26 protein-coding genes are annotated in these 23,421 nt (G+C 65.5%); 14 read left to right on the top strand and 12 right to left on the bottom strand.

All coding sequences use genetic code 11. The annotated features are described in order from the left end of the window. Positions 1-2: 2 nt before the first annotated feature. The 7 genes from glyA (at position 3) to BMY06_RS26560 (ending at position 4,672) form a co-directional block, all read left to right on the top strand. On the top strand, positions 3-1,226 hold the full coding sequence (gene glyA, locus BMY06_RS26590) for a serine hydroxymethyltransferase (protein ID WP_074986269.1): 1,224 nt from the start codon (positions 3-5) through the stop codon (positions 1,224-1,226). Positions 1,227-1,244: 18 nt separating this feature from the next. Beyond that, positions 1,245-1,727 (top strand): transcriptional regulator NrdR, encoded by a 483-nt coding sequence (gene nrdR / locus BMY06_RS26585; RefSeq protein ID WP_028220157.1) that lies wholly within the window; start codon positions 1,245-1,247, stop codon positions 1,725-1,727. A gap of 205 nt (positions 1,728-1,932) precedes the next feature. Further along, entirely contained in the window at positions 1,933-2,469 is a 537-nt protein-coding gene (locus BMY06_RS26580) for a GspH/FimT family pseudopilin (protein WP_074986268.1), read from the top strand. A gap of 44 nt (positions 2,470-2,513) precedes the next feature. Next, positions 2,514-2,897, top strand: coding sequence for a type IV pilus modification PilV family protein (locus BMY06_RS26575; RefSeq protein WP_124260744.1), 384 nt, complete (start codon positions 2,514-2,516; stop codon positions 2,895-2,897). After that, positions 2,894-3,700 (top strand): PilW family protein, encoded by an 807-nt coding sequence (locus BMY06_RS26570; protein ID WP_080180365.1) that lies wholly within the window; start codon positions 2,894-2,896, stop codon positions 3,698-3,700. The genes BMY06_RS26575 and BMY06_RS26570 overlap by 4 nt, the downstream gene beginning before the upstream one ends. A 47-nt stretch (positions 3,701-3,747) precedes the next feature. Beyond that, on the top strand, positions 3,748-4,221 hold the full coding sequence (locus BMY06_RS26565; RefSeq protein ID WP_231957764.1) for a pilus assembly PilX family protein: 474 nt from the start codon (positions 3,748-3,750) through the stop codon (positions 4,219-4,221). Between the two features lie 22 nt (positions 4,222-4,243). Then, positions 4,244-4,672 carry a type IV pilin protein gene (locus BMY06_RS26560; protein ID WP_074986263.1) on the top strand — a complete coding sequence of 143 codons (429 nt, stop codon included), beginning with the start codon at positions 4,244-4,246 and terminating at the stop codon, positions 4,670-4,672. 79 nt (positions 4,673-4,751) lie between these two features. Here the strand turns inward: BMY06_RS26560 and BMY06_RS26555 are convergent, their stop codons facing one another. From BMY06_RS26555 to BMY06_RS26545, 3 genes are all read right to left on the bottom strand, one after another. Beyond that, positions 4,752-5,234 carry a DUF3318 domain-containing protein gene (locus tag BMY06_RS26555; RefSeq protein WP_074986261.1) on the bottom strand — a complete coding sequence of 161 codons (483 nt, stop codon included), beginning with the start codon at positions 5,232-5,234 and terminating at the stop codon, positions 4,752-4,754. Positions 5,235-5,314: 80 nt separating this feature from the next. Next, entirely contained in the window at positions 5,315-5,698 is a 384-nt protein-coding gene (locus BMY06_RS26550) for a phage holin family protein (RefSeq protein ID WP_065065239.1), read from the bottom strand. Positions 5,699-6,038: 340 nt separating this feature from the next. Beyond that, the gene (locus BMY06_RS26545) at positions 6,039-6,341 is read right to left on the bottom strand and encodes an ElaB/YgaM/YqjD family protein (protein ID WP_027817793.1); all 303 of its coding nucleotides are present in this window, start codon (positions 6,339-6,341) and stop codon (positions 6,039-6,041) included. A 415-nt stretch (positions 6,342-6,756) separates the two neighbouring features. On the opposite strand from BMY06_RS26545, the gene BMY06_RS26540 reads away from it, so the two are divergent. Next, complete coding sequence (locus BMY06_RS26540) at positions 6,757-7,395, top strand: peroxiredoxin (RefSeq protein ID WP_065065246.1); 639 nt, start codon at positions 6,757-6,759, stop codon at positions 7,393-7,395. 110 nt (positions 7,396-7,505) lie between these two features. Here the strand turns inward: BMY06_RS26540 and BMY06_RS26535 are convergent, their stop codons facing one another. Next, positions 7,506-8,696: an acyl-CoA dehydrogenase gene (locus tag BMY06_RS26535; protein ID WP_065065238.1), complete on the bottom strand. Its 1,191-nt coding sequence runs from the start codon at positions 8,694-8,696 to the stop codon at positions 7,506-7,508. A 130-nt stretch (positions 8,697-8,826) separates the two neighbouring features. Between BMY06_RS26535 and BMY06_RS26530 the strand changes: the two genes are divergently transcribed. Further along, on the top strand, positions 8,827-9,630 hold the full coding sequence (locus tag BMY06_RS26530) for an IclR family transcriptional regulator (RefSeq protein WP_110327927.1): 804 nt from the start codon (positions 8,827-8,829) through the stop codon (positions 9,628-9,630). Between the two features lie 122 nt (positions 9,631-9,752). Here the strand turns inward: BMY06_RS26530 and BMY06_RS26525 are convergent, their stop codons facing one another. Together BMY06_RS26525 and argF are read right to left on the bottom strand one after the other, a co-directional pair. Next, complete coding sequence (locus BMY06_RS26525; protein ID WP_065065236.1) at positions 9,753-10,982, bottom strand: argininosuccinate synthase; 1,230 nt, start codon at positions 10,980-10,982, stop codon at positions 9,753-9,755. Positions 10,983-11,111: 129 nt separating this feature from the next. After that, a complete protein-coding gene (argF, locus tag BMY06_RS26520) occupies positions 11,112-12,041 on the bottom strand; it encodes an ornithine carbamoyltransferase (RefSeq protein WP_065065235.1) in 930 nt (309 codons plus the stop codon). A 521-nt stretch (positions 12,042-12,562) separates the two neighbouring features. Here argF and BMY06_RS26515 point away from each other — a divergent pair. Continuing rightward, complete coding sequence (locus BMY06_RS26515) at positions 12,563-12,910, top strand: DUF3579 domain-containing protein (protein ID WP_065065234.1); 348 nt, start codon at positions 12,563-12,565, stop codon at positions 12,908-12,910. A 168-nt stretch (positions 12,911-13,078) separates the two neighbouring features. Here BMY06_RS26515 and rpsT read toward each other — a convergent pair whose 3' ends face one another. Next, on the bottom strand, positions 13,079-13,342 hold the full coding sequence (rpsT, locus tag BMY06_RS26510; protein ID WP_065065233.1) for a 30S ribosomal protein S20: 264 nt from the start codon (positions 13,340-13,342) through the stop codon (positions 13,079-13,081). Between the two features lie 497 nt (positions 13,343-13,839). Between rpsT and murJ the strand changes: the two genes are divergently transcribed. Next, positions 13,840-15,390, top strand: a complete 1,551-nt coding sequence (gene murJ / locus BMY06_RS26505) for a murein biosynthesis integral membrane protein MurJ (RefSeq protein ID WP_074986257.1) — start codon at positions 13,840-13,842, stop codon at positions 15,388-15,390. Next, positions 15,390-16,235 carry a SirB1 family protein gene (locus BMY06_RS26500; RefSeq protein ID WP_065065231.1) on the top strand — a complete coding sequence of 282 codons (846 nt, stop codon included), beginning with the start codon at positions 15,390-15,392 and terminating at the stop codon, positions 16,233-16,235. Before murJ ends, BMY06_RS26500 begins: the two co-directional genes overlap by 1 nt. Before the next feature lie 81 nt (positions 16,236-16,316). Here the strand turns inward: BMY06_RS26500 and BMY06_RS26495 are convergent, their stop codons facing one another. From BMY06_RS26495 to lpxK, 5 genes are all read right to left on the bottom strand, one after another. Continuing rightward, positions 16,317-17,075: a 3-hydroxyacyl-CoA dehydrogenase gene (locus BMY06_RS26495; protein ID WP_065065230.1), complete on the bottom strand. Its 759-nt coding sequence runs from the start codon at positions 17,073-17,075 to the stop codon at positions 16,317-16,319. 158 nt (positions 17,076-17,233) lie between these two features. After that, the gene (gene adk, locus BMY06_RS26490) at positions 17,234-17,896 is read right to left on the bottom strand and encodes an adenylate kinase (protein ID WP_065065229.1); all 663 of its coding nucleotides are present in this window, start codon (positions 17,894-17,896) and stop codon (positions 17,234-17,236) included. Between the two features lie 301 nt (positions 17,897-18,197). Continuing rightward, a complete protein-coding gene (gene kdsB / locus BMY06_RS26485) occupies positions 18,198-18,998 on the bottom strand; it encodes a 3-deoxy-manno-octulosonate cytidylyltransferase (RefSeq protein WP_065065228.1) in 801 nt (266 codons plus the stop codon). Between the two features lies 1 nt (position 18,999). Beyond that, entirely contained in the window at positions 19,000-19,194 is a 195-nt protein-coding gene (locus BMY06_RS26480; protein WP_065065227.1) for a Trm112 family protein, read from the bottom strand. Further along, entirely contained in the window at positions 19,175-20,221 is a 1,047-nt protein-coding gene (gene lpxK, locus BMY06_RS26475) for a tetraacyldisaccharide 4'-kinase (protein WP_074986256.1), read from the bottom strand. Before lpxK ends, BMY06_RS26480 begins: the two co-directional genes overlap by 20 nt. 738 nt (positions 20,222-20,959) lie before the next feature. On the opposite strand from lpxK, the gene xseA reads away from it, so the two are divergent. Both xseA and sodB read left to right on the top strand, forming a co-directional pair. Then, positions 20,960-22,330: an exodeoxyribonuclease VII large subunit gene (gene xseA / locus BMY06_RS26470; protein ID WP_074986254.1), complete on the top strand. Its 1,371-nt coding sequence runs from the start codon at positions 20,960-20,962 to the stop codon at positions 22,328-22,330. 474 nt (positions 22,331-22,804) lie between these two features. After that, positions 22,805-23,383, top strand: a complete 579-nt coding sequence (gene sodB / locus BMY06_RS26465; protein ID WP_065065223.1) for a superoxide dismutase [Fe] — start codon at positions 22,805-22,807, stop codon at positions 23,381-23,383. Positions 23,384-23,421 lie beyond the last annotated feature (38 nt).

Below are 23,421 nucleotides of genomic sequence, written 5' to 3'. Positions count from 1 at the left end.
CCATCGCCAACGTCGATCCCGAACTCTTCGCCGCGATCGAACTCGAGAACCGCCGCCAGGAAGAGCACATCGAGCTCATCGCGTCGGAAAACTACACCTCGCCCGCCGTCATGGCCGCGCAGGGTTCGCAGCTCACCAACAAATACGCCGAAGGCTATCCCGGTAAGCGTTATTACGGCGGCTGCGAAAACGTCGATATCGTCGAGCAGCTCGCGATCGACCGCGTCAAGGCGCTGTTCGGCGCGGAAGCCGCCAACGTCCAGCCGAACTCCGGCTCGCAGGCCAACCAGGGCGTGTTCTTCGCCGTCCTGAAGCCGGGCGACACCATCATGGTCATGAGCCTCGCCGAAGGCGGCCACCTCACGCACGGCATGGCGCTCAACATGAGCGGCAAGTGGTTCAACGTTGTGAGCTACGGGCTCGATGCCAACGAAGACATCGACTACGACGCGCTCGAAAAGCGCGCGCACGAAACGAAGCCGAAGCTGATCATCGCGGGCGCCTCGGCGTTCGCGCTGCGCATCGACTTCGAGCGCATCGCCAAGGTCGCCAAGGCCGTCGGCGCGTACTTCATGGTCGACATGGCGCACTACGCGGGCCTGATCGCCGCGGGCGTCTACCCGAACCCGGTGCCGTTCGCCGACTTCGTCACCACGACCACGCACAAGAGCCTGCGCGGCCCGCGCGGCGGCGTGATCCTGATGAAGGCCGAGCACGAAAAGGCCATCAACTCGGCGATCTTCCCGGGCATTCAGGGCGGTCCGCTGATGCACGTGATCGCGGGCAAGGCCGTGGCGTTCAAGGAAGCCGCGACGCCGGAGTTCAAGACCTATCAGCAGCAAGTGGTCGAGAACGCGCGCGTGCTGGCTGAAACGCTGGTCAAGCGCGGTCTGCGTATCGTTTCGGGGCGCACGGAAAGCCACGTGATGCTGGTCGATCTGCGCGCGAAGAACATCACCGGCAAGGCTGCGGAAGCGGTGCTGGGCGCGGCGCATATCACCGTGAACAAGAACGCGATCCCGAACGATCCGGAAAAGCCGTTCGTGACGAGCGGTATCCGTCTGGGCTCGCCGGCGATGACCACGCGCGGCTTCGGCGTGAAGGAAGCCGAGCAGGTCGGCAATCTGATCGCCGATGTGCTGGACAACCCGGAAGACGCAGCGACGATCGAGCGCGTGAAGGCGCAGGTCTCGGAGCTGACGAAGCGTTTCCCGGTCTACCGTTAAGCCCTGCGTTAAGCCAGTATGCGCTGCCCCTTCTGCCGGCATGAAGACACGCAAGTGGTCGACTCTCGCGTGTCCGAGGACGGCGCCGCGATCCGGCGCCGCCGCCGCTGCCCGGCCTGCGACAAGCGTTTCACGACGTACGAGCGGGTCGAGCTGGCGATGCCGGCGATCGTCAAGAAGGACGGCAGCCGCACGGAATTCGACCGCCGCAAGATCATGGCGAGCATGCAACTGGCGCTGCGCAAGCGGCCCGTTGCGGCCGACGCGATCGACGCGGCGGTCGCCCGTATCGAATATCAACTGCTCGGCAGCGGCGAGCGCGAGGTGCGCAGCGAGCGCCTCGGCGAGCTCGTGATGGGCGAGTTGCGCGAACTCGACAAGGTCGCGTTCGTGCGGTTTGCGTCCGTGTACCGGCGCTTCGAGGACGTCTCCGAATTCGAGGATGTGATCGAGGAATTCCGCCGCGCGAGCGGTGCCGCCACGCCGCCGAAAAAGCGCTGAACGCGCGCGCCTCACCCGTATTGCCCGCCTCGCTGTAACGCTTGCCGTTACTCGCATCGCTTTCTCCCTTTTGTTGCCGCTGTGGTTCGTGATGCTTGCATTGTCGCGAGCCAGACGCGTGCGCAACAGCTAGCCGTTCGGCTAATTGTTCCGGTTTCGTTTCGCCTCTAGAGTGATTGCAATCCCCGAAAAATCAGGATTGCAGATGAAATGCGCCGGCTTCACTTTGCTCGAAACCATGGCCGTGATCGTGCTGTTCGCGACCTGCGTCACCGCGGCCGTGCCTACGTTCGCGGCGTGGCGCATGCGCGACCAGGTCGATGCACGCGCGAACGCTTTGCTCGGCACTTTCTCCTATGCGCGCAGCGAGGCGATCCGGCGCAAGACGCGCATTACCGTGTGCCGGATCGACGCGGCGCGCCGTTGCCTCGCCACGGGCAAAGCCTGCCCGTCCGGACTCGCGGACTGGTCGTGCGGCTGGGCGGTCGTGGCGGAGCAGGCGGGCGCGAACGTGCTGCTGCGCGCACAGCCGGCGCTCGACGAGATCGCCATTGCTTCCACGCTTACCGCGCTGACTTTCACGCCGCCGGCGGGGCAGACCATCGGCAGCCTGCGTAATTTCGACATCGCGCCGCGCGTGACGACGGCGTCGATGCGCAGCGCCGCCTGGCGCCGTTGCCTGCGGGTGGCGGCGGGCGGTCGTGCGCGTGTGAGCGAGGGTGCGTGCGGAGCGGCGTCATGAGCGGGCGGACCGTCCATCGAGGCCCGCGTGGATCGACGCGTGGCGTGGCTTTGCTCGAAGTCGTTATCGCAATGGCGCTCATGACGATGTGCGGGCTGGGGTTGCTGAATGCCCAGCTCGGTCTCGCACGGCACACCATGGCGTCGGCGGCGCGCACGCGGGCGGCGTTTCTGGCTGACGCGCTCGCCGAAGCCGCGCAGACTGGTGCGCCTGCGTCCGAGCTCTGGAAGTCGCGCGCTTCCACGCTGTTGCCCGATGCGCGCGTCACGGTGACGAGCGCGGGCGGCGCGGCATCGCTTGCAACGCTCATGTGGACGGCCCAGCGCGACGAAGCCGCGCCCGATTCGCAACAGGCCGCTGCGGGATGCGAGGGCAGCGTTGGCGTGCAAGCGCCGCGCGGCTGTCTGTCGCTGGCGTTCGCGAAATGAAGCGCGCGATCCGGCCCAAGCGCAGACGGATGACGGGTGGCCACACGCTGCTCGAATTTACGATTGCGGTCGCGTTGAGTCTCGTCGTGATGGCGGGTGCGCTGGCCGCGTATCGTTCGCAGCGCCAGGCATTCGCGTGGAGCACCGACGCGGCGCGCATCCACGAAGCGGGCGTGAACGCGCTCATGCTGATCGGCGAGCAGATTCAGATGGCGGGCTTCGTGTCCGCCGATGCTTCAGACGGGCTCGCCGGGCCGCCGCTGTTCGGCTGCGCAGGAGGGAGAGTCGCGGGCACGGACGCCAATCCGTCCTGCGAAGTGCTGTCCAATCGCTCGGACGGACTTGCGCTGCGTTACCAGGGCGATGGCGAATCCACGTGGCTGTCGGCGAACGGACAGATCACCGATTGCCTCGGCCAGGCCGTCGGCGCCAACGGCAGCGAAGTGCTCAACCGCTTTCACGCGAAGGCGAGCAGTTCGACGGGCGAGCCCGAGCTTTACTGCGAAGGCTCGGGGAAGGTTGGGACCGCGCAACCGTTGGTGGAAGGCGTCGAACGTCTGCGGTTGCGCTACTGGCTTGCCGGTGCGGCACAGGCGCTCGACGCCTCGGCGCTTGCGCGCGAACAGTGGAATTCGGTGATCGCGGTCGATCTGTGCGTGCTCGTGCGTGGCGCGCCGCTGGCGCGTCGCACGCGCTATGTCGATTGCGACGGTGCCAGTGTCGCCGCAACAGACGGGCGCGCGCGCCAGGCGTTCTGGCGGCACGTGGCCGTGCGCAACGTGCTTTCGGGATCGTCTTCATGATGCGCGACGCAAACGGCTGCGTTGGGCGCTCTGTGCGCGAGCGCGGTGTGGCGCTTCCCGTCGTCCTCGTGATCGTGTCGACGATGCTCGTCACGTCGGCGGCATGGTTCGAGTCGTCGCTGTTCGAGGCGCGCAGCGCGGCGGGCATGGCCGACCATTTGCAGGCGTTTCATGCCGCCGATGCCGCGCTCATCGCCTGCACGCGGACGCTGATCGACGGAACGGCTGCCGCGAGCGCGACCCCTGCGCAATCGGGCGAGCCCGCTGGCTGGAAGCGTAGCGACACCTTCGCAGCGCAAGCGGCCACGCCCATTGCGTCATGGCCAGCTTCGGTGCGGCCGCCGCAATGCCTGGTCGAACCGTGGCGCATCGCGACGCGGCCCGAGGCGCGCGCGTATCTCGTCACAGCACGCGGCTACGGTGCCACCGAGAACGCGCAGAGCTGGTTGCAGATGCAGGTCGTGTTCGATGGCACGCGAGTCGAACAACATTGGCGGCGTATCGTGACGCGGCCATTCTGAGGACGCGAAGAGAGGAGGGGAGATGACACGCAACGGTCGCGCGTTCACATTGCTCGAGATGATGATCGCGCTTGCCGCAGCGGCGATTGTCGCGGCGTTCGCGGTGCCGGGCTGGCGCAATCAGATCGCGCGCGGGCATCGGATCGACGCGGCGGCGGCGCTCTATCGCGCCGCGCAGTTCGTCGATGCACGGAGTCCATCGGTAGCTGCGCTGCCTGCGGGCATGGATCAGGCGCCGCCCGCGGGGCGCGCGGTCTATCGGCTCACGTTATTGCCCGCCGACGATGCGATCGGCGCGTACGCCATCGCCGCCGCGCCGGTCGAGAGCGGGCCAATGCGCGACGACGCGTGTGGAACGTTCCTGCTGGATGCGGCCGGCACGCGCGGTAACCGCGTCGCCGGGGCAAACGCGGGTGCGACGGTCGTGCGGGATTGCTGGAGGGATCGATGAGCGCACGCAGATGGCAGGCGGATGCACGTGGATCTCACATGCTGAGTGCTCGCCGATCGCGCACCGGTCTGATTGGGCCTCAGCCCGTCAGATCGTCTTCTTCCGAGGCATAGCGGCGCGAGCCGCCTTGCGGCGCGCTGCGCTGACGGCGCACCTGCTGCCAGATGCGCCAGGCTTCCCACGCCGTGAAGGCGAGGCCGCCCCACTTGACGACGGGGCGTGCGGCCGAGGCCACGCTTTCGCGCAGCGGCTTGGCGAGCACGAGCGAGGCGAGCGAACTCAGCAGCGGATACTGCTTGAGCAGTCCGCCGATCCCGGCGCCCAGGCCGGCAGCGCTTGCGCCGCCACTGGATCCGGCAAAGCCCGGCACGAGAAAGCGCAGCCAGCTGAAGTGCGTGACGGCTTCGCGCAGCTCGACGAGCGACTCGGCCATCTCGGCGCGCTCGACGCTGGCGCGCACGATCAGCAGTTCTTTGCGCAGCGCACGCAACTGCGGCGTAGACAGGTCGCGGCCACGTGCGCGCGAGGGGCGAAAGGCGTTATCCGGTCGAGGTTGGCTCATGGCTTCGATTTGCGGCTTCGATTTGCGGCGGGTAGTGGACGAACTCGAACGAACGCGAACGAGCGCAGGCGAACGTGAATCTATGGTTTGCGAAGGATCTCGCGGTCCTTCTCGAATTCTTCGAGCGTCGCCTGAAACACCATCGGCGCGGTGCGGAGGCCCTGACGCGCCTTGAGCGCACAGACGAGTGCCGCGAGCGCATACACGAGCGTGATGCCGGCCAGTGCCTGCCAGCGCCAGGTGTCCCAGAACGCGATGGCGATCAGCGCGGTCAGGGCGATCAGCGCCATGGTGGCGAGCATCATCGCGGCCAGCCCGAGGAACAGCACGCCGAGCAGGCGCTCCTTTTCTTCGGCCAGCTCGATGCCGATCAGCTCGAGCCGCGTCTGGATGATCGCGAACGCGGAGCCGAGAAGACGGCGCACCGGTCCATGTTCGTGTCGCTGCGATTGAGTGTCTGTCATGGCAAGGGCGGGTGCTCCGGCGTAGGGACGTACGCCGCTGACTGGGGCGGCGGCGCGCCGACTGAAAGCCAGGCGGCTACGCAACCGGCGTGACGCAAAGATTGCGCCCAGAAAAGACAGGCCGGTGCACTGCACCGGCCTGCCGGCTAACGAATGCGCGGGAAGCGCTGGCGCGGTCGAGAAGATATCGCTGCGGGCGTCGAGCCGTGCGAGCGTGGAGCAAAGCGAGAGGCCGTCAGGTTCGCATCCGCCGTGTGCCGGAGCATCTCCGGACGCTTTGGATGTGCAGACTTAAGCCGCTCGCTGGCAACCCGCGTGACCGTGCTGTGTTCGTTGTCTTTTACTTGCGGTTGATCAACAAACCGACCAGCACGCCCACACCTGCGGCGATGCCGATCGACGTCCACGGATGTTCGTGGACGTAATCGTCGGTGGCGCGTGCCGCCTTCTTGCCTTTCTCGACCACCACGACCTGAACGTCGGCCGCTTTTTCCTTGGCCTGTTTCAGGCGCGAGAGGGCCGTTTCACGCAGCTCCGAAGCGCGTTCGCCGGTGGCGCTCGCTGCTTGCTTGAGCAGGTCCTCGGCATCCGCGAGGACGGTTTTGATATCGGACATCAGCCTCTCCTTATTGACCTCTGACATTGACTGGCTCCCATCGTGTCACATTACGCGTGAATCGTAACAAAGATACGGGCGCTGGCAAGCGTGACGCGCCGCCACGACGCCCGAATTCGCACGATTCGTTCCTGCGAGCACACCGCAAAGACCCTGCGAAGGCCTTCAGAAGACCTGACGGCAGGCCGATCGGCCTGCGCGTACGGTGTGTTCGCGTTGCGCATGACGCACACGAAACGTAGATGACGAATGATCATGGATTTGATCTGGCACGTAAAGTTTCCCTGACTCGGCTCAAAATTACAAAAACTCATACCAGTCTGACCCGATGTTCGTTCGGGCGCGCGACATCGCCCTGTATGCTTCAATGTCTCGAAATCTCTTGATCAACCTGGCGGTTCGAGCCTCGCGCCGCCTCACCATGTTCAAAGGAAACCGCACCATGAGTCTACGTCTTGGCGATATCGCACCCGACTTCGAGCAGGATTCGAGCGTGGGTCGCATCAAGTTTCACGATTGGCTCGGCGACAGCTGGGGCGTGCTGTTCTCGCATCCGGCCGATTTCACGCCGGTTTGCACGACCGAGCTTGGCCTGACGGCGAAGCTCAAGGACGAGTTCGAGAAGCGCAATGTGAAGACGATCGCGCTGTCGGTCGATAGCGCCGAGTCGCACAACGAGTGGATCAAGGACATCAACGAGACCCAGGCGGCCAGCGTCGGTTTCCCGATCCTCGCGGACGGCGACCGCACGGTCTCCACGCTCTACGACATGATCCATCCGAACGCGAACGAAACGCTCACCGTGCGCTCGCTGTTCGTGATCGATCCGAAGAAGAAAGTGCGCCTCATCATCACCTATCCGGCGAGTACGGGTCGTAACTTCGACGAAATCCTGCGCGTGATCGACTCGCTTCAGCTCACGGACAACTATCAGGTCGCCACGCCCGGCAACTGGAAGCAGGGCGACGACGTGGTGATCGTGCCGTCGCTGAAGGACGAGGAAGTCATCAAGCAGAAATTTCCGAAGGGCTACAAGGCGCTGCGTCCGTATCTGCGTCTCACGCCGCAGCCGAACAAGTAAGCGCGGCGGCCGCGTCGCCGCCAACGAAAAACGCCGCACGTCTGATGACCGTGCGGCGTTTTTTATGCGCGCGAGTCAGTGCGCAGTGCGCACCGGCTTCGAAGCGGCGCTTAGAAAAACGCCTGAATGCCCGTCTGCGCGCGGCCGAGAATCAGCGCGTGGATGTCGTGCGTGCCCTCGTAGGTGTTCACGACTTCGAGGTTCACGAGGTGGCGCGCCACGCCGAACTCGTCCGAGATGCCGTTGCCGCCGAGCATGTCGCGCGCGAGACGCGCGATGTCGAGCGACTTGCCGCACGAGTTGCGCTTCATGATCGACGTGATCTCGACCGCCGCCGTGCCTTCGTCCTTCATGCGGCCCAGACGCAGGCAGCCTTGCAGGCCGAGCGTGATTTCCGTCTGCATGTCGGCGAGTTTTTTCTGGATCAGCTGGTTCGCGGCGAGCGGGCGGCCGAACTGCTTGCGGTCGAGCACGTACTGACGGGCGGTGTGCCAGCACGACTCCGCCGCGCCCAGCGCGCCCCAGGCGATGCCGTAGCGAGCCGAGTTCAGGCAGGTGAACGGTCCGCGCAGGCCCTTCACGCCCGGCATGATGTTCTCTTCCGGCACGAACACTTCGTCGAGCACGATTTCGCCCGTGATCGAGGCGCGCAGGCCCACCTTGCCGTGGATCGCGGGTGCCGAGAGACCTTTCCAGCCTTTCTCCAGAATGAAGCCGCGGATGTCGTCCTTGCCGTCTTCCTCGAGCTTGGCCCAGACCACGAACACGTCGGCGATCGGCGAATTCGTGATCCACATCTTCGCGCCCGAGAGCGAGTAGCCGCCGTTGACCTTCTTCGCGCGCGTGACCATGCTGCCCGGATCGGAACCGTGGTTCGGCTCGGTGAGGCCGAAGCAGCCGATCCATTCGCCGGTCGCGAGCTTCGGCAGATACTTCTGCTTTTGCGCTTCCGTGCCGAATTCGTGGATCGGCACCATCACGAGCGACGATTGCACCGACATCATCGAGCGATAGCCCGAGTCGATGCGTTCGACTTCGCGTGCGATCAGGCCATAGGCGACATAGTTGAGGCCCGGGCCGCCGTATTGCTCCGGAATGGTCGGGCCGAGCAGGCCGATTTCGCCCATCTCGCGGAAGATCGCGGCGTCCGTTTTTTCGTGACGGAACGCTTCCACCACGCGCGGCGCGAGCTTGTCCTGCGCGTAGGCTGCCGCGGCGTCGCGCACCATGCGTTCGTCTTCGGTGAGCTGCTGGTCGAGCAGCAGCGGATCTTCCCAATGGAACTGGGCGTTTGCGGCCATGGCGTCTCTCCTTCTTACTCTCGTAACCTTGAAATGGGCAATTTGCGCTTGACTTCGGTTCCGCTAAGCGGAACAATGTTTTGCAAATTGACTTTAGTGTATCACTAGCCCGCTTATGTCTGCATCTGAAATGAACAGCTCGTCATCGTTTGCGACCACGCTGGCGTCGGGGCCGATCGACGAGCGCAAGTTCGTCGTGGCGCTCGCACGCGGGCTCGAATTGCTGCGCGCCTTCCGGCCCGGCGAGACGCTGCTCGGCAATCGCGATTTCGTCGAGCGCACGGGTCTGCCCAAGGCCACCGTCAACCGGCTTGCGTACACGCTGACGGTGCTCGGCTATCTGCGTTTCGACGAGTCGCTGGGCAAATATGCGCTCGACGCGGGTGTGCTGTCATTGGGCTTCGCGCTGCTTTCCGGCACCGACACGCTCGAACTTGCGCGGCCTCATCTGCGCGCGTTCGCGCGGGAAGTGGGCGCGGCGGTGTCGCTCGGCTGCCGCGACGGCCTCGACGTCATCTATCTGGAGACCATCCGCAGCGAAACGGCGCTGACGCTCGGCCTTGCTTCCGGCTCGCGACTGTCGATGCTGACGAGTTCGATGGGGCGCGCGTACCTCGCGGTGCAGCCGCTCGACGTGCGCGCGGCGCTGTTCGCCGAGCTGGAAAAGGCCGCGGGCGCGGAGGGCGCGGCGCTGGTGGAAGCCGCGAAGCGTGAGATCGACACCTTCGGCAAAGAAGGCGTCTGCTATTCGTTTCGCGACTGGCACGAGGACGTCAACGCCGTGGCGGTGCCGTTTCGCGAGCCGCGCGAGCGGCGCTGGCTGGTGCTCAGTTGTAGCGGTCCGGCCTCGTCGATGGGACCGGAGGTGTTCCGCGAACGCGTCGCGCCGTTGCTGAAGTCGCTTGCGCGGCGTCTCGGTGAAACGGTGCAATGAGCGTGGAATAAGCGTGGAATAACCGCTGGCACGCGCGAGTTGAGGACGAAAAAAAACCGCCCCGAAGGGCGGTTTTTTCATGACGCGAATTTTGCGACTAACGCGAGCGAAGCGGAAACCGCTTACTTGCCGCGTTGACGGCGTGCGTTTTCGGCGATGCGCATGCGCAGCGCGTTCAGCTTGATGAAGCCGCCGGCGTCGGCCTGGTTGTAGGCGCCGCCGTCGTCGTCGAAGGTCGCGATGGTCTTGTCGAACAGCGTGTCCTTCGAGTCGCGCGCGACGACCGAGACGCCGCCCTTGTAGAGCTTCACGCGCACCCAGCCGTTGACGTTCTTCTGCGTGTGGTCGATCAGCACTTGCAGCGCCTGACGCTCCGGCGCCCACCAGTAACCGTTGTAGACCAGCGAGGCGTAGCGGGCGAGCAGGTCGTCCTTCAGGTGCGCGACTTCGCGGTCGAGCGTGATCGATTCGATGCCACGGTGCGCCTTGAGCATGATCGTGCCGCCCGGCGTTTCATAGCAGCCGCGCGACTTCATGCCGACGTAGCGGTTTTCGACCAGATCCAGACGGCCGATGCCGTGCTTGCCGCCGAGGCGGTTCAGTTCCGTGAGGATCTCGGCGGGCGTCATGCGCTTGCCGTTGATCGCGACCGGGTCGCCGTGCTCGTACTCGATGTCGACGAATTCGGCCGCATCCGGTGCCTGTTCCGGCGACACCGTCCAGCGCCACATGTCTTCCTCGGCTTCCGCCTTCGGATCTTCGAGGTGACGGCCTTCGAACGAGATGTGCAGCAGGTTCGCGTCCATCGAGTAGGGCGCGCCGCCCTGACGATGCTTCATGTCAATGGGGATGCCGGCGTTTTCGGCGTAGGCGAGCAGCTTTTCGCGCGACAGCAGATCCCATTCACGCCACGGCGCGATGACCTTGATACCCGGTTCGAGCGCGTAGTAGCCGAGTTCGAAGCGAACCTGGTCGTTGCCCTTGCCGGTCGCGCCGTGCGAGACGGCTTGCGCGCCGGTCGCGCGGGCGATTTCGATCTGACGCTTGGCGATCAGCGGACGCGCGATCGAGGTGCCGAGCAGATATTCGCCTTCGTACAGCGCGTTGGCGCGGAACATCGGGAACACGAAATCACGGACGAACTCTTCGCGGAGGTCGTCGATGAAGATGTTTTCCTGCTTGATGCCCAGCTGAAGCGCCTTCTTGCGCGCCGGCTCGAGTTCCTCGCCCTGGCCGATGTCGGCCGTGAACGTGACGACTTCGGCGTCGTAGTTGTCCTGCAGCCACTTCAGGATGACGGAGGTATCGAGGCCGCCGGAGTAGGCGAGCACGACTTTCTTGATATCGCTCATGGTGAATCCGTAACGGGTGAGATCTGTGCGCATCGGCGGCCCCGACGCGCGGAAAACAGTATTTTGACACCAAACGGGCCGCGCGCCGCGCTTTCGCTGCGGCGCGCGCCGGGAGACCGGCCGTGGCGCTTAGTGGTTCAGGCGGCCGAGCAGCAGGAATTCCATCAGCGCCTTCTGGACGTGCAGGCGGTTTTCTGCCTCGTCCCAGACCACGCTCTGCGGGCCGTCGATCACTTCGGCGCTGACTTCCTCGCCGCGGTGCGCGGGCAGGCAGTGCATGAAGAGGGCGTCGGCGTTGGCGCGGGCCATCATGTCGGCGTCCACGCACCAGTCGGCGAAGGCTTTCTTGCGCACTTCGTTTTCGGCCTCGAAGCCCATGCTGGTCCACACGTCGGTGGTCACCAGATCGGCGCCCGTGCAGGCGTCGTTCGGATCGTCGAACACTTCGAAGAACGGCTTGCTTTCCGCCGCGACGAGTGCCGGATCGAGCTGATAGCCCGGCGGCGTGGAAATGCGCAGCTTGAAGCCGAGGATTTCCGCGGCTTCGATCCACGTGTACAGCATGTTGTTGGCGTCGCCGACCCACGCCACGGTCTTGTCGCGGATCGGACCGCGCAGCTCGTAGAACGTGAAGATGTCGGCCAGCACCTGGCAGGGGTGATATTCGTTCGTCAGACCGTTGATGACCGGCACGCGCGAGCTTTCGGCGAAGCGGCGGATGATGTCCTGGCCGAACGTACGGATCATGATGATGTCGACCATGCGCGAGATGACCTGCGCCGAGTCTTCGATCGGCTCGCCGCGACCGAGCTGCGTGTCGCGCGTGTTCATGAACACGGCGTGGCCGCCCAGCTGGAAGATGCCTGCTTCGAAGGACAGACGCGTGCGCGTGGAGTTCTTCTCGAAGATCATCGCGAGCGTGCGGTCGTGCAGCGGATGATAGGTCTCGTAGTTCTTGAACTTGCGCTTCAGGATGCGCGCGCGCTCCAGCACATATTCATAATCGTCAAGGGAGAAATCCTTGAACTGGAGGTAATGGCGTATGGTCCGGGAGGTCATGAAACGAAAACGGCGCCCGATCCGGCCTCGAACTGCAGGATTGGGCCGGCGACGCCGCTGCGGTTGGTGGTAAGTCAATGCAGCATAAAGGATTTTGCGCAATTTGACGAGTCGCCCAAAACCGCCGGCCGGCGGGCGGCGAGGGTGTCGCATCGGCCGATCGCCGCGCCGCGACACGGTGTCAAGCCCCTTGTGTGCGGTGCGTCAAAAGAGCTGCTGCGCTATAATCTTGTCGATTTCTCAGGCACGACGGCGGGCTTTCGGCGTATCACGCAAGGCCCGCGGGAGCGGCCTGTGCGTGGGCCCCAGACGTCTGGCGAATGCGAGACGCCGCGCGGGTCGCCATGCGCGGTCGGCGGCTCCCCTTTCCATCGGACTGTCCTTGCGCGCGGCCATCGGGCGAACCGTCCGGGGCTGGAGACCCGCGAAAGCAGCGCGAACAGCGCGGACGGCGGCGCGCTCGTGCCCTTGTTTCAGCCGCACGACGTACGCGGCGCCGCGCAGTTACACAGGACCCTTACATGGCCGACGACGCTCCTACCGAATACTTCATTCAAGGCATTACCAGCAAGGGGAAGAAGTTTCGACCGAGCGACTGGTCGGAGCGTCTGGCGGGCGTGATGTCGAGCTTCGGCCCGAAAGCGTCGGCCAATGCGCGCGGCCCGAACGCCTATCTGCGCTACTCGCTCTATGTGCGGCCGACCATGATCGGCGATCTCAAGGTGGTGGTGCTCGATTCGCGTCTGAAAGACATCGAGCCGATGGCCTTCAACTTCGTGCTGAATTTCGCCAAGGACAACGACCTCGTGGTGACCGAGGCCTGCGAACTGCCGCACGATCACGCCACGCAGCAGGGCACCGGTCGCTGAGCGTCATGCTCGCGCGCTTGCGCCGCCCAACCTAAAAACCCGCCGCGGCGGGTTTTTTTGCGCCCGCGCGAAGTGGATGGGCGAAAGGGCGACGCGAAACGTACGGACAACAAAAAACCCGCCGAAGCGGGTTTTTCATTCAGCGGAAACGGGAAGCTCCCGAATCGCTCAGGCCATTGCCTTGATGGCAGCAGCCAGACGGCTCTTATGACGAGCTGCCTTGTTCTTGTGGACGATCTTCTTGTCTGCAATGATGTCCAGCGTCTTGCCCGATGCCTTCAGGATTTCAGCAGCCGCTGCCTTGTCGCCGGCGTCGATTGCCTTGCGAACAGCCTTGATTGCGGTGCGGAACTTCGAGCGCAGTGCCGAGTTGTGTGCGTTTTGCTTGGTCGCCTGACGGGCGCGCTTGCGTGCTTGTGCGGTATTTGCCATGTTGGTTCCTGATGTTTCAGGAGCGTGCGCCGGTGTTCGACCGGATAATGCAGCGCTCTGTGCCTGGATTTGCGCCGAGGAAAACCCCGAGGGGAATTCGTCACGCAAAACGGTATTTGCCGGCAGAACAGCTTTGCCAGCTGCGCCTCTTGTGCCAAACCGCAAAGGGGGCGGATCGAACCGCTGCTTTGCGCTTCCTTTCCAAGGCGCGCGAGTTTCTTTTCGAATCGCTGACGCAACCCGAAACCGCGAATTATAGCAACGAAATCAGAGGCATGGCAATCGCGCGTCGATGGGCGGGCGACGGGACCGGTCGGTGAGCCGGGAAAGGCGGCGGAAAATCCGGCGCGCCGAGCGCAGAAATCGACGGGATTGCGGCGAACGCTGCGCCCGCACAGCGGTCAGAATGGGCTCGCCATGGTGTCGGATCGCGCCGTGGCATCCTTGACGCCGCGCATCGCCGGCGTGACTGACGGCACCCGTATAATAAGCGCCCCATGAATCTATTCCGAGCCCTGCTGACGGTCAGCGGCTTCACGCTGCTGTCGCGCGTGACCGGACTGGCCCGCGAAACGCTGATCGCCCGAGCTTTCGGCGCGAGTCAGTACACCGACGCCTTCTACGTCGCGTTTCGCATTCCCAACCTGCTGCGCCGCATCTCGGCCGAAGGCGCGTTTTCGCAGGCTTTCGTGCCGATCCTCGCGGAGTTCAAGAACCAGCAAGGCCACGACGCCACGCGCGCGCTCGTCGACGCCACCTCGACGGTGCTCGCCTGGGTGCTCGCCGTGCTCTCGCTGCTCGGCATTGTCGGCGCGTCGTTCGTGGTGACCGTGGTCGCCTCGGGCCTCAAGAGCGACGGCCAGGCGTATCAGCTTGCCGTCGTGATGACGCGCATCATGTTTCCGTACATCGTGTTCATTTCGCTGACGTCGCTGGCCTCGGGCGTGTTGAACACGTACAAGCAGTTCTCGCTGCCCGCGTTCGCGCCGGTGCTGCTCAACGTGTCGTTCATCACGGCGGCGGTGGCGTTCGCGCCGCACATGAAGCAGCCGGTCTACGCGCTCGCGTGGGCGGTGATCGTGGGCGGCGTGCTGCAGTTCATCGTGCAGTTGCCGGGTTTGAAGCGCATCGACATGATGCCGCGCATCGGCCTGAATCCGCTCAAGGCGCTCGCGCATCGCGGCGTCAAGCGCGTGCTCGCGAAGATGATGCCCGCCATGTTCGCGGTCTCGGTCGCGCAGATCAGCCTGATCATCAATACGAATATCGCCTCGCGGCTCGGTCCGGGCGCGGTCTCGTGGATCAATTACGCCGACCGCCTGATGGAATTTCCCACGGCCCTGCTGGGCGTGGCGCTCGGCACGATCCTGCTGCCGAGCCTCTCGAAAGCGCACGTCGACGCCGATCCGCACGAATATTCCGCGCTGCTCGACTGGGGTCTGCGCGTGACGTTCCTGCTGGCCGCGCCGTCGGCGGTTGCGCTGTTTTTCTTCGCCGAGCCGCTCACGGCCACGCTGTTCCACTACGGCAAGTTCGACGCCACTTCGGTCATCATGACGGGCCGCGCGCTCGCCGCGTACGGCGTGGGTCTCGTCGGCCTCATTCTGATCAAGATCCTCGCGCCCGGTTTTTATGCGCGCCAGGACATCAAGACGCCGGTGAAGATCGGCGTGGGCGTGCTGATCGCCACGCAGATCAGTAATTACATCTTCGTGCCGATCTTCTCGCACGCGGGGTTGACGCTCTCGGTGGGCCTCGGCGCCTGCATGAACGCGCTGCTGCTCTTTATCGGCCTGCGCCGCCGCGGCATCTATATGCCGTCGTCGGGCTGGACTCCGTTCTTCGTGCAACTGCTCGGGGCATGCCTCGTGCTGGCAGGGGCGATGCACTGGTGCTCGATCAGCTACGACTGGATCGGCCTGCGGCACGAACCGCTCGCGCGCATCGCTTTGCTCGCAGCCTGCCTGGTTCTGTTTGCGGCGCTATATTTCGGTATGCTGTGGCTGATGGGCTTCAAATACGCATACTTCAAGAGGCGCACGAAGTGATGACGATGAACACGCGGGTGCTGGATTATTTCAGCACGCTCGTTGCCGAAGACGACAGCCTGCCGCTTACCGAAGCGGCGCTGTCGATCGCGCAGGACGCCTACCCGGACCTCGATCTGCAGGGCACGCTGGCCGAAATCGACGAGCTGGCGCTGCGCATCAGCAAGCGCATGCCCGAGGGTGCCGACGTGCGCCAGCAGGTCGCGCTGCTCAACCGCGTGTTCTTCCGCGAGATGGGTTTCGCGGCCAATCTGAACGACTTTTTCGATCCCGACAACAGCCATCTGCACGTCGTGCTGCGCCGCCGGCGCGGCATTCCGATCTCCCTCGCGGTGATCTATCTGGAGATTGCGGGCCAGCTCGGGCTGCCGGTGCAGGGCGTGTCGTTTCCGGGGCATTTCCTGCTGCGCGTCTCGCTGCCCGACGGCGACGCCATGCTCGACCCGACCACGGGCCGCGCGCTCACCGAGTCGGACATGGTCGAGATGCTCGAGCCCTATGTGGCGAGCGCGGGCGATTCGGTGGCGCGCGCGCTGCGCATGCTGCTCGAACCGGCCACGCGGCGCGAGATCGTGGCGCGCATGCTGCGCAATCTGAAGTCGGTGTATTTGCAGACCGAGCGCTGGGAGCGCCTGCTCGGCATCCAGCAACGGCTCGTGATCCTGCTGCCGTACAGCATCGAGGAAGTGCGCGACCGCGGTTTCGCCTACGCGCGGCTCGACTATCTGCGTCCTGCGCTCGAAGATCTCGAACATTATCTCGATGAGCGCCCGGACGCCGAAGACGCCACGGTCGTCGAATCGCAATTGCAGGAATTGCGTCAGCGCACGCTCGACAACGACTGAGACGCGCAGTTCAACGCAAAAAAGCCCGCGAATTCGCGGGCTTTTTTTACTTCACCGTGTAAAAAAGCACACGGCGTGCGTTCACTTCGGCTGCATGCGGATCGCGCCGTCGAGGCGGATCACTTCGCCGTTGAGCATCGGATTTTCGACGATCTGCTTGACCAGCATGGCGTACTCGTCGGGTTTGCCGAGGCGAGGCGGGAACGGCACCATCGCGCCGAGCGCGTCCTGCACGTCCTGCGGCATGCCGAGCAGCATCGGCGTTTCGAAGATGCCGGGCGCAATCGTCATCACGCGGATGCCGCTGCGCGACAGATCGCGCGCGACCGGCAGCGTCATGGCGACGACGCCGCCCTTCGACGCCGCATAGGCCGCCTGGCCGATCTGCCCGTCGTAGGCCGCGACCGACGCCGTATTGACGATCACGCCGCGCTCGCCGCCTGCGTTGGGCGCGGTCTGCGCGATGGCGGCCGCCGCAAGGCGGATCATGTTGAAGGTGCCGATCAGGTTGACCGAAATGGTCTTGCTGAACGCATCGAGCGGATGCGGCCCGTCCTTGCCGACGGTCTTGATCGCGGGCGCGATGCCCGCGCAGTTGACGAGGCCGCGCAGCGTGCCGAGCGCGGTGGCCGCGGCCACGGCTCGCGCGCCGTCTTCCTCGCTCGCGACGTTGCACTTCACGAACGCGCCGCCGAGTTCTTTCGCGAGCGCTTGGCCCGCTTCCTCGTTGAGGTCGGCGAGCGCGACCTTGCCGCCTTCCGCCGCGATCAGGCGTGCGGTGGCCGCACCGAGGCCCGAAGCGCCGCCGGTGATCAGGAATACGTTGTCGCGGATTTGCATGTGTCTGCCTCCTGGCTGCTCGATGTGTCTTCGATGATTGTTATGTGCGGGCCAGCCCGCGACTCATCGGCGAAACGTGCAGAGGAGGAGAGAGGGCCGGCCAGAGGGGAGGCCGGCTTGCGCCGGGCCTCGCCCGGCATGGCCGGCAAGGGACGTTCTTACTTCAGTGCGTCGAACACGCGATTGCGGATTTCGTCGACGCTGCCCAGACCCGAGATCGCGCGGTACTGCGGCGCTTTCAGACCGTTTTCTTCACCGCGCTGCGCCCATTCGCTGTAGTAGGCGATCAGCGGCTTGGTTTGCGCCGTGTACACGTCGAGACGCTTGCGCACGGTCTCTTCCTTGTCGTCGTCGCGCTGCACGAGCGGCTCGCCGGTGACGTCGTCGACCATGTCCTGCTTCGGCGGGTTGAACTTCGTGTGGTACGTGCGGCCCGATGCCGGGTGCATGCGGCGGCCGCTCATGCGCACGATGATCTCGTCGAACGGCACGTCGATCTCCAGCACGTAGTCGATGGCGACGCCGGCTTGCTTCATGGCTTCGGCTTGCGGCAGCGTGCGCGGGAAACCGTCGAACAGATAACCGTTCTTGCAGTCGTCTTCCTTCAGGCGTTCCTTCACGAGATTGATGATGAGCTCGTCGGTGACGAGTTCGCCCGCATCCATGAAACGCTTCGCTTCGAGGCCGAGCGGCGTGCCCGCTTTCACGGCGGCGCGCAGCATGTCGCCGGTCGAGATCTGCGGAATGCCGAACTTTTCCTTGATGAAGTTTGCCTGGGTTCCCTTGCCCGCGCCGGGGGCGCCCAACAGGATCAAACGCATTTCCAATTTCTCCGATCTGTGTGAATTCTTGCGGCGCGGCGGCTGCCCTCGTGGGCGGCATCGGCGGCGTCGTGCGTCTCCTTCCGTTTGCTCGCGCCGTGCTCGCCGGTCAAGAGATCATGGCCGGGGCATGCGGGGTGACGCCTGGCCCCGCGCGGCAACGTGCCCGAAGTGGATCGGGAACGGCGCTGCGGAGGCGGGCAGCAACGGAAGAAAAGCGGGCAAACCCGCACGCACAAAGGCTTGGACGGCTCGCGCAAACAATTGATTATGCCACGGGTTTTTCGGACTACGACCGTTATTAAGGTCGGAATAACGCCTGTACGCGGGCGAGGTCGGCGGGCGTGTCGACACCGGGCGCGGGCGCCTCGGGCGTCACGCGCACCGCGATGCGCTCGCCGTGCCACATCGCGCGCAACTGTTCGAGCGATTCGACCTGCTCGATCGGCGAGTGCGCGAGCGTCGGGTAGGTGCGCAGGAATTTGGCGCGATACGCATACAGGCCGATATGCCGATAAACCGTGGCCGGTGCAGGCGGGGCGGGCATTGCGGCCAGATCGAGACGGGCCGGCGACCAGTGCGGCTGCCAGGCGTCGCGCGCCCACGGAATCGGCGCGCGCGAGAAGTAGAGCGCCACGCCGCGTGCGTCGAGCACGACCTTCACGACGTTCGGGCTGAAGATTTCGTCGGGCGCGGTGATCGGGTGAGCCGCGGTGGCGATCGCGCAGTCCGGATGCGCCGCCAGGTGCGACGCCACGTCGCAGATCAGCTGCGGGTCGATCAGCGGTTCATCGCCCTGAACATTGACCACGATCGTCTCGTCGCTCCAGCCGTAGTGTTCGGCGACTTCGGCGAGGCGGTCGGTGCCCGAGGGGTGGTCGGCGCGCGTGAGCACGGCTTCGAAGCCATGTTCGCGTGCGGCGTCGAGCACCGTCTGGGCGTCGGAGGCGATCAGCACCTGCTGCGCGCCGGCCGCGCGGGCGCGCTCGGCGACGCGCACGACCATGGGCTTGCCGCCGATGTCGGCGAGCGGCTTGTTCGGCAGCCGCGTCGACGCGAGCCGCGCCGGCACGACGGCGATGAAGGGTTGAGCGGCGCTCATGTCAGGCCGCGTTCGGATCGACGGGCGTGCCTTCGACGGTCTGGCGCGCCTCGTCGACGAGCATGACGGGGATGCCGTCGCGGATCGGATAGGCAAGCTTGTCGGCGCTGCAGATCAACTCCTGCGCGGCGCGGTCGTAGCTGAGCGGGCCCTTGCAGATCGGGCAGACCAGGATTTCAAGCAGACGGGCGTCCACGGAGTTTCTCCACAACCAGGGTAATAAGACGATGATCGAGCGCGGCTTCCACGGGCACAACCCAGATGCGCGCGTCGTTCCAGGCCCCCAATTTTACTGCATCCTTTTCGGTGACCAGGATCGCGTCGGCGGCGACGTCGGCGAACGGGTTGCTCGCGTAGTCGTAATGATCGGGCAGCGGCAGCGTGTGCGGGGCGAGACCGGCCGCGCGCAGCGTCGCGAAAAAGCGCTCGGGCGAGCCGATGCCGGCCGCCGCGACAAGCCGCAGCGGCGGCTGGCCGGCCACTTGCGCGAATTGGGCGAGCGGACGGCGCAGGCCCGGATTGGCCAGATGCCACGCGTCGCCTGGTTCGAGCTTGAGCGCGAAGGTGTTGGGCCAGTCGGGCAGCGTGCGCGTGAACGGATTGTTGACGAGCGTGGCGTCGCGGTGGCGCGAGAGCGGTTCGCGCAGCGGCCCGGCGGGCAGCAGGAAACCGTTGCCGCCGAGGCGATGGTCGAACACCACGAGTTCGAAGTCGCGCTCGAGGCGGTAATGCTGCAGGCCGTCGTCGCTGACGATCACGTCGACGTCGGCGTGCGCGGTGCACAGCGCCTGGGCGGCGCCGACGCGGTCCGGCGACACCCACACCGGCACGCCGGTGCGGCGCGCGATCAGCAGCGGTTCGTCGCCGCAGGCACGGGCGGGCGTGTCGGCGTTCACGGGCGTCGGGCGGTCGATTTTCGCGCCGTAGCCGCGCGACACCACGCCAGGCGTGTAGCCGGCGGCGCGCAGCGCCTCGACGAGCGCGATCACCGTGGGCGTCTTGCCGGTGCCCCCCACCGTCACGTTGCCGACCACCACGACCGGCACGCCCACGCGCACGCGCTTGAGCCAGCCGGCCGCGAAGGCCGCGCGGCGCGCGCCGCTCACGGCGGCGAAGACGGCGGCCAGCGGCGTGAGCGCCCAGGCGAGCTTGCCGCGATGTTGCCAGGCTTGCGCGAGATCCGTCTCGACGCGCGCCTTCAGATCGGCGAACGGGCCGCTCATGAGCGCGCGCAGCCGCTGGCGGGCCGGACGGCGCCGTGCGCGTGCGGCGGGCAGGTGAACGAGGCTGGCATCGGGACGGATCTCCGGTTCGGCGCGAGCGCGTCAATCCAGGCGCCCGGCGGGGAAAAATTGCAAAACGGCAAAACAACGGCAAAACAAACGATAACGGCGGCGTCGCGGACGGCGGGCACGACCAACGGTGCAACATCCACGCAACATCCACGCAACAACGGCCGCGCCGCAACGGACCGCGGAGGGGCGCCGTGAACCCGGCACTCTAGCGCGGGAGGCCGCCACGCGGCAAGTTGGGAGGCGGCCGGACGCGGCGCGGCGCAAGGCGTCGGCATTGCAAAAAACGGCGCATTCGGCGCTTGTGGATAACTTTGTGGAGAAATGCCCTGCGCGCGGCCTCGAAGGCCCGTTTGACGGCCATCTTATCGGTGTGAGCCGGTATTTGGGTTATAAAAAATCCATATAAATCAATGGGATGAATGATTTCACCCGGGTTTCGAAGGGCGTCGCTGCGGCCACGTCGCCCGACCGCGTCGATGTGGACACTTCGCGGCCCTTGTACGCTGGGAGCGTTTCCTGCTGGACTGCGGCCCCCGTCACCGTCTATCGTCTGTCCGCCGGCCCGCTCGACGGGGCTCGATGCGCGCCTGCGCGCGCCGGGTCCGCGCAGCCGCTATGCTTGCTGCCCCGGCAGTGGTTTTTCTTGCTGCTCATTCACCTTCGCGTATGCCATCCGATCGTTTTTCCTCCGCTGCGGGCGGCGACGTCGTCGTCCCGGTTTCGGCGCTCAATCGCGCCATCGCCTCGATGCTCGAGCGCTCGTTTCCGCTCGCCTGGATTTCGGGCGAAGTGTCGAACTTCACGCGCGCCGCGAGCGGCCACTGGTACTTCTCGATCAAGGACGCGCAGGCGCAGATCCGCTGCGTGATGTTCCGCGGACGCGCGCAATACGCCGAATTCACGCCGCGCGAAGGCGACCGCATCGAGGTGCGCGCGCTCGTCACGATGTACGAGCCGCGCGGCGAGCTGCAACTGAATGTCGAGGCGGTCCGGCGCACGGGGCAGGGGCGGCTGTACGAAGCGTTCTTGCGCCTGAAGGCGCAGCTCGAAGCCGAAGGTCTTTTCGATGCCGACCGCAAGCGCGACTTGCCCACGCATCCGCGCGCAATCGGCGTCATCACGTCGATGCAGGCCGCCGCGCTGCGCGACGTGCTCACCACGCTGTGCCGCCGTGCGCCGCACGTGCCGGTGATCGTCTATCCGGCGCCGGTGCAGGGCGCGGGATCGGCGGAAAAGCTCACGGCGATGCTCGACGCCGCGAACGCGCGCAACGAAGTCGACGTGATCGTGCTATGCCGTGGCGGCGGCTCGATCGAGGATCTCTGGTCGTTCAACGACGAGACGCTCGCGCGCGCCATCGCCGCGAGCGCGATTCCCGTGGTGAGCGGCGTGGGTCACGAAACCGATTTCACGATCGCCGATTTCGCCGCCGACGTGCGCGCGCCCACGCCCACGGCCGCCGCCGAACTCGTGAGCCCGCAGCGCGTGCTGCTGCTGCGTGAACTCGATCAGCGCCATGCCACGCTCGCGCGCGGCTTCGGCCGCTTGATGGAGCGCCGCGCGCAGCAACTCGACTGGCTCGCGCGGCGTCTCGTCTCGCCCGGCGAGCGGCTTGCGCAGCAGCGCACGCATTTGCGCCAGTTGTCGATCCGGCTCGCGTCGGCGGGCTCGCGCGCGACGGCGCAGGCGCGTGCGAGTTTCAACGTCGTGCAGATGCGCTGGCAGCGCACGCGGCCCGATCCGGCTGCGCATCGCGCGCGGCTCGACATGCTGGCGCGCCGTCTCGACGGCGCGTTCGCACGCGAGCGCGAGCGGGCGTCGGCGCGCGTGTCCGAACTCGCGGCGCGTCTCGAAGTGCTGAGCCCCCAGCGCACGCTGGAGCGTGGCTATGCGGCGGTGCTCGACGCGCAAAGCGGCGCGGCCGTGCTCGCGCCCGCCGCGCTCAAACCGGGCAAACGGCTCACCGTGCATCTCGCGCAGGGCAGCGCCGATGTCGCGCTCGCCGACGTGCAGCCGCGTCTCGCTGAAGGTTTCTGAACGACTCACGCTGGGCCGCCGGCGCGCGAGTGTGCGTGTGATTGCGCGTGATTCTGGGTAATTGATCGGAAGGATCGAGGATCCAGGCGCGCAGCTTGCGCGAACAGGCGGGTCGGCGCATGCGGTGCGCGAGGGATGTTCGTCAAACGTCACAAGCGCTTGCAGACAGCAAACCGCAGCCTGCGCCGACGATGCCGCGCCGGCATCGTTCGCGCTGCCGCAACGCCCTGTTCGTGCGGATGAGCAGCGCATCCGCTCATGTCGCGCGACGCTTCCGAACCGGGGGAGCCGCGTCGTCCGCGCAGGTGCGCGCGAGGTGTGCTCGCTATGCGCGAAAGCCCTTGAAAGCCTTGTGCAGCCGATGTTCGGCATAATGTCCGCTCGTTTGCGGGGTTATTCCAACTCGCCTACAATCGAGTGCTCCATGCCGGTTATTACGCAGAACTCCCCATAACACGACGAAGGAACCGCATCATGTCATTTACGCTCCCGCCGCTGCCGTTCGCGAAGAACGCCCTCGCACCGACCATGTCGGAAGAGACGCTTGAATACCACTACGGCAAGCATCACCAGGCTTACGTCACGAACCTGAACAACCTGATCCCGGGCACCGAGTTCGAAAAGCTCTCGCTCGAAGAGATCGTCAAGAAGTCGTCGGGCGGCGTGTTCAACAACGCGGCTCAGATCTGGAATCACACGTTCTTCTGGAACAGCCTGTCGCCCCAGGGCGGCGGCGCACCGACGGGCGCGCTCGGCGACGCCATCAACGCGAAGTGGGGCTCCTACGACGCGTTCAAGGAAGCCTTCACGAAGGCTGCAGTCGGCAACTTCGGTTCGGGCTGGACGTGGCTCGTGAAGAAGGCAGACGGCTCGCTCGACATCGTGTCGACCAGCAACGCCGCTACGCCGCTCACGACCGACGCAACCGCGCTGATCACGATTGACGTGTGGGAACACGCTTACTACATCGACTACCGCAACGCACGTCCGAAGTTCGTCGAAGCGTTCTGGAACATCGTGAACTGGGACTTCGCTGCGAAGAACTTCGCATAAGGCCAGCGCCCACGTTGGTTCCCGTGCCGTTCGCGCAG

The sequence above is a fragment of the Paraburkholderia tropica genome (assembly GCF_900109265.1).
Lineage (GTDB): Bacteria > Pseudomonadota > Gammaproteobacteria > Burkholderiales > Burkholderiaceae > Paraburkholderia > Paraburkholderia tropica.
Note: the sequence above shows the minus strand (reverse complement) of the source record. Positions and strands in the feature narration are given on the sequence as shown.

Coding starts and splice junctions, on each gene's coding strand:
- murJ (WP_074986257.1), top strand. CDS start 13,840: ATGAATCTATTCCGAGCCCTGCTGACGGTCAGCGGCTTCACGCTGCTG.
- BMY06_RS26495 (WP_065065230.1), bottom strand. CDS start 17,075: ATGCAAATCCGCGACAACGTATTCCTGATCACCGGCGGCGCTTCGGGC.
- kdsB (WP_065065228.1), bottom strand. CDS start 18,998: ATGAGCGCCGCTCAACCCTTCATCGCCGTCGTGCCGGCGCGGCTCGCG.
- adk (WP_065065229.1), bottom strand. CDS start 17,896: ATGCGTTTGATCCTGTTGGGCGCCCCCGGCGCGGGCAAGGGAACCCAG.
- BMY06_RS26515 (WP_065065234.1), top strand. CDS start 12,563: ATGGCCGACGACGCTCCTACCGAATACTTCATTCAAGGCATTACCAGC.
- BMY06_RS26550 (WP_065065239.1), bottom strand. CDS start 5,698: ATGACAGACACTCAATCGCAGCGACACGAACATGGACCGGTGCGCCGT.
- argF (WP_065065235.1), bottom strand. CDS start 12,041: ATGACCTCCCGGACCATACGCCATTACCTCCAGTTCAAGGATTTCTCC.
- lpxK (WP_074986256.1), bottom strand. CDS start 20,221: ATGAGCGGCCCGTTCGCCGATCTGAAGGCGCGCGTCGAGACGGATCTC.
- BMY06_RS26570 (WP_080180365.1), top strand. CDS start 2,894: ATGAAGCGCGCGATCCGGCCCAAGCGCAGACGGATGACGGGTGGCCAC.
- BMY06_RS26580 (WP_074986268.1), top strand. CDS start 1,933: ATGAAATGCGCCGGCTTCACTTTGCTCGAAACCATGGCCGTGATCGTG.
- nrdR (WP_028220157.1), top strand. CDS start 1,245: ATGCGCTGCCCCTTCTGCCGGCATGAAGACACGCAAGTGGTCGACTCT.
- BMY06_RS26560 (WP_074986263.1), top strand. CDS start 4,244: ATGACACGCAACGGTCGCGCGTTCACATTGCTCGAGATGATGATCGCG.
- BMY06_RS26555 (WP_074986261.1), bottom strand. CDS start 5,234: ATGAGCCAACCTCGACCGGATAACGCCTTTCGCCCCTCGCGCGCACGT.
- BMY06_RS26530 (WP_110327927.1), top strand. CDS start 8,827: ATGAACAGCTCGTCATCGTTTGCGACCACGCTGGCGTCGGGGCCGATC.
- BMY06_RS26535 (WP_065065238.1), bottom strand. CDS start 8,696: ATGGCCGCAAACGCCCAGTTCCATTGGGAAGATCCGCTGCTGCTCGAC.
- BMY06_RS26525 (WP_065065236.1), bottom strand. CDS start 10,982: ATGAGCGATATCAAGAAAGTCGTGCTCGCCTACTCCGGCGGCCTCGAT.
- BMY06_RS26540 (WP_065065246.1), top strand. CDS start 6,757: ATGAGTCTACGTCTTGGCGATATCGCACCCGACTTCGAGCAGGATTCG.
- xseA (WP_074986254.1), top strand. CDS start 20,960: ATGCCATCCGATCGTTTTTCCTCCGCTGCGGGCGGCGACGTCGTCGTC.
- BMY06_RS26500 (WP_065065231.1), top strand. CDS start 15,390: ATGACGATGAACACGCGGGTGCTGGATTATTTCAGCACGCTCGTTGCC.
- rpsT (WP_065065233.1), bottom strand. CDS start 13,342: ATGGCAAATACCGCACAAGCACGCAAGCGCGCCCGTCAGGCGACCAAG.
- BMY06_RS26545 (WP_027817793.1), bottom strand. CDS start 6,341: ATGTCAGAGGTCAATAAGGAGAGGCTGATGTCCGATATCAAAACCGTC.
- sodB (WP_065065223.1), top strand. CDS start 22,805: ATGTCATTTACGCTCCCGCCGCTGCCGTTCGCGAAGAACGCCCTCGCA.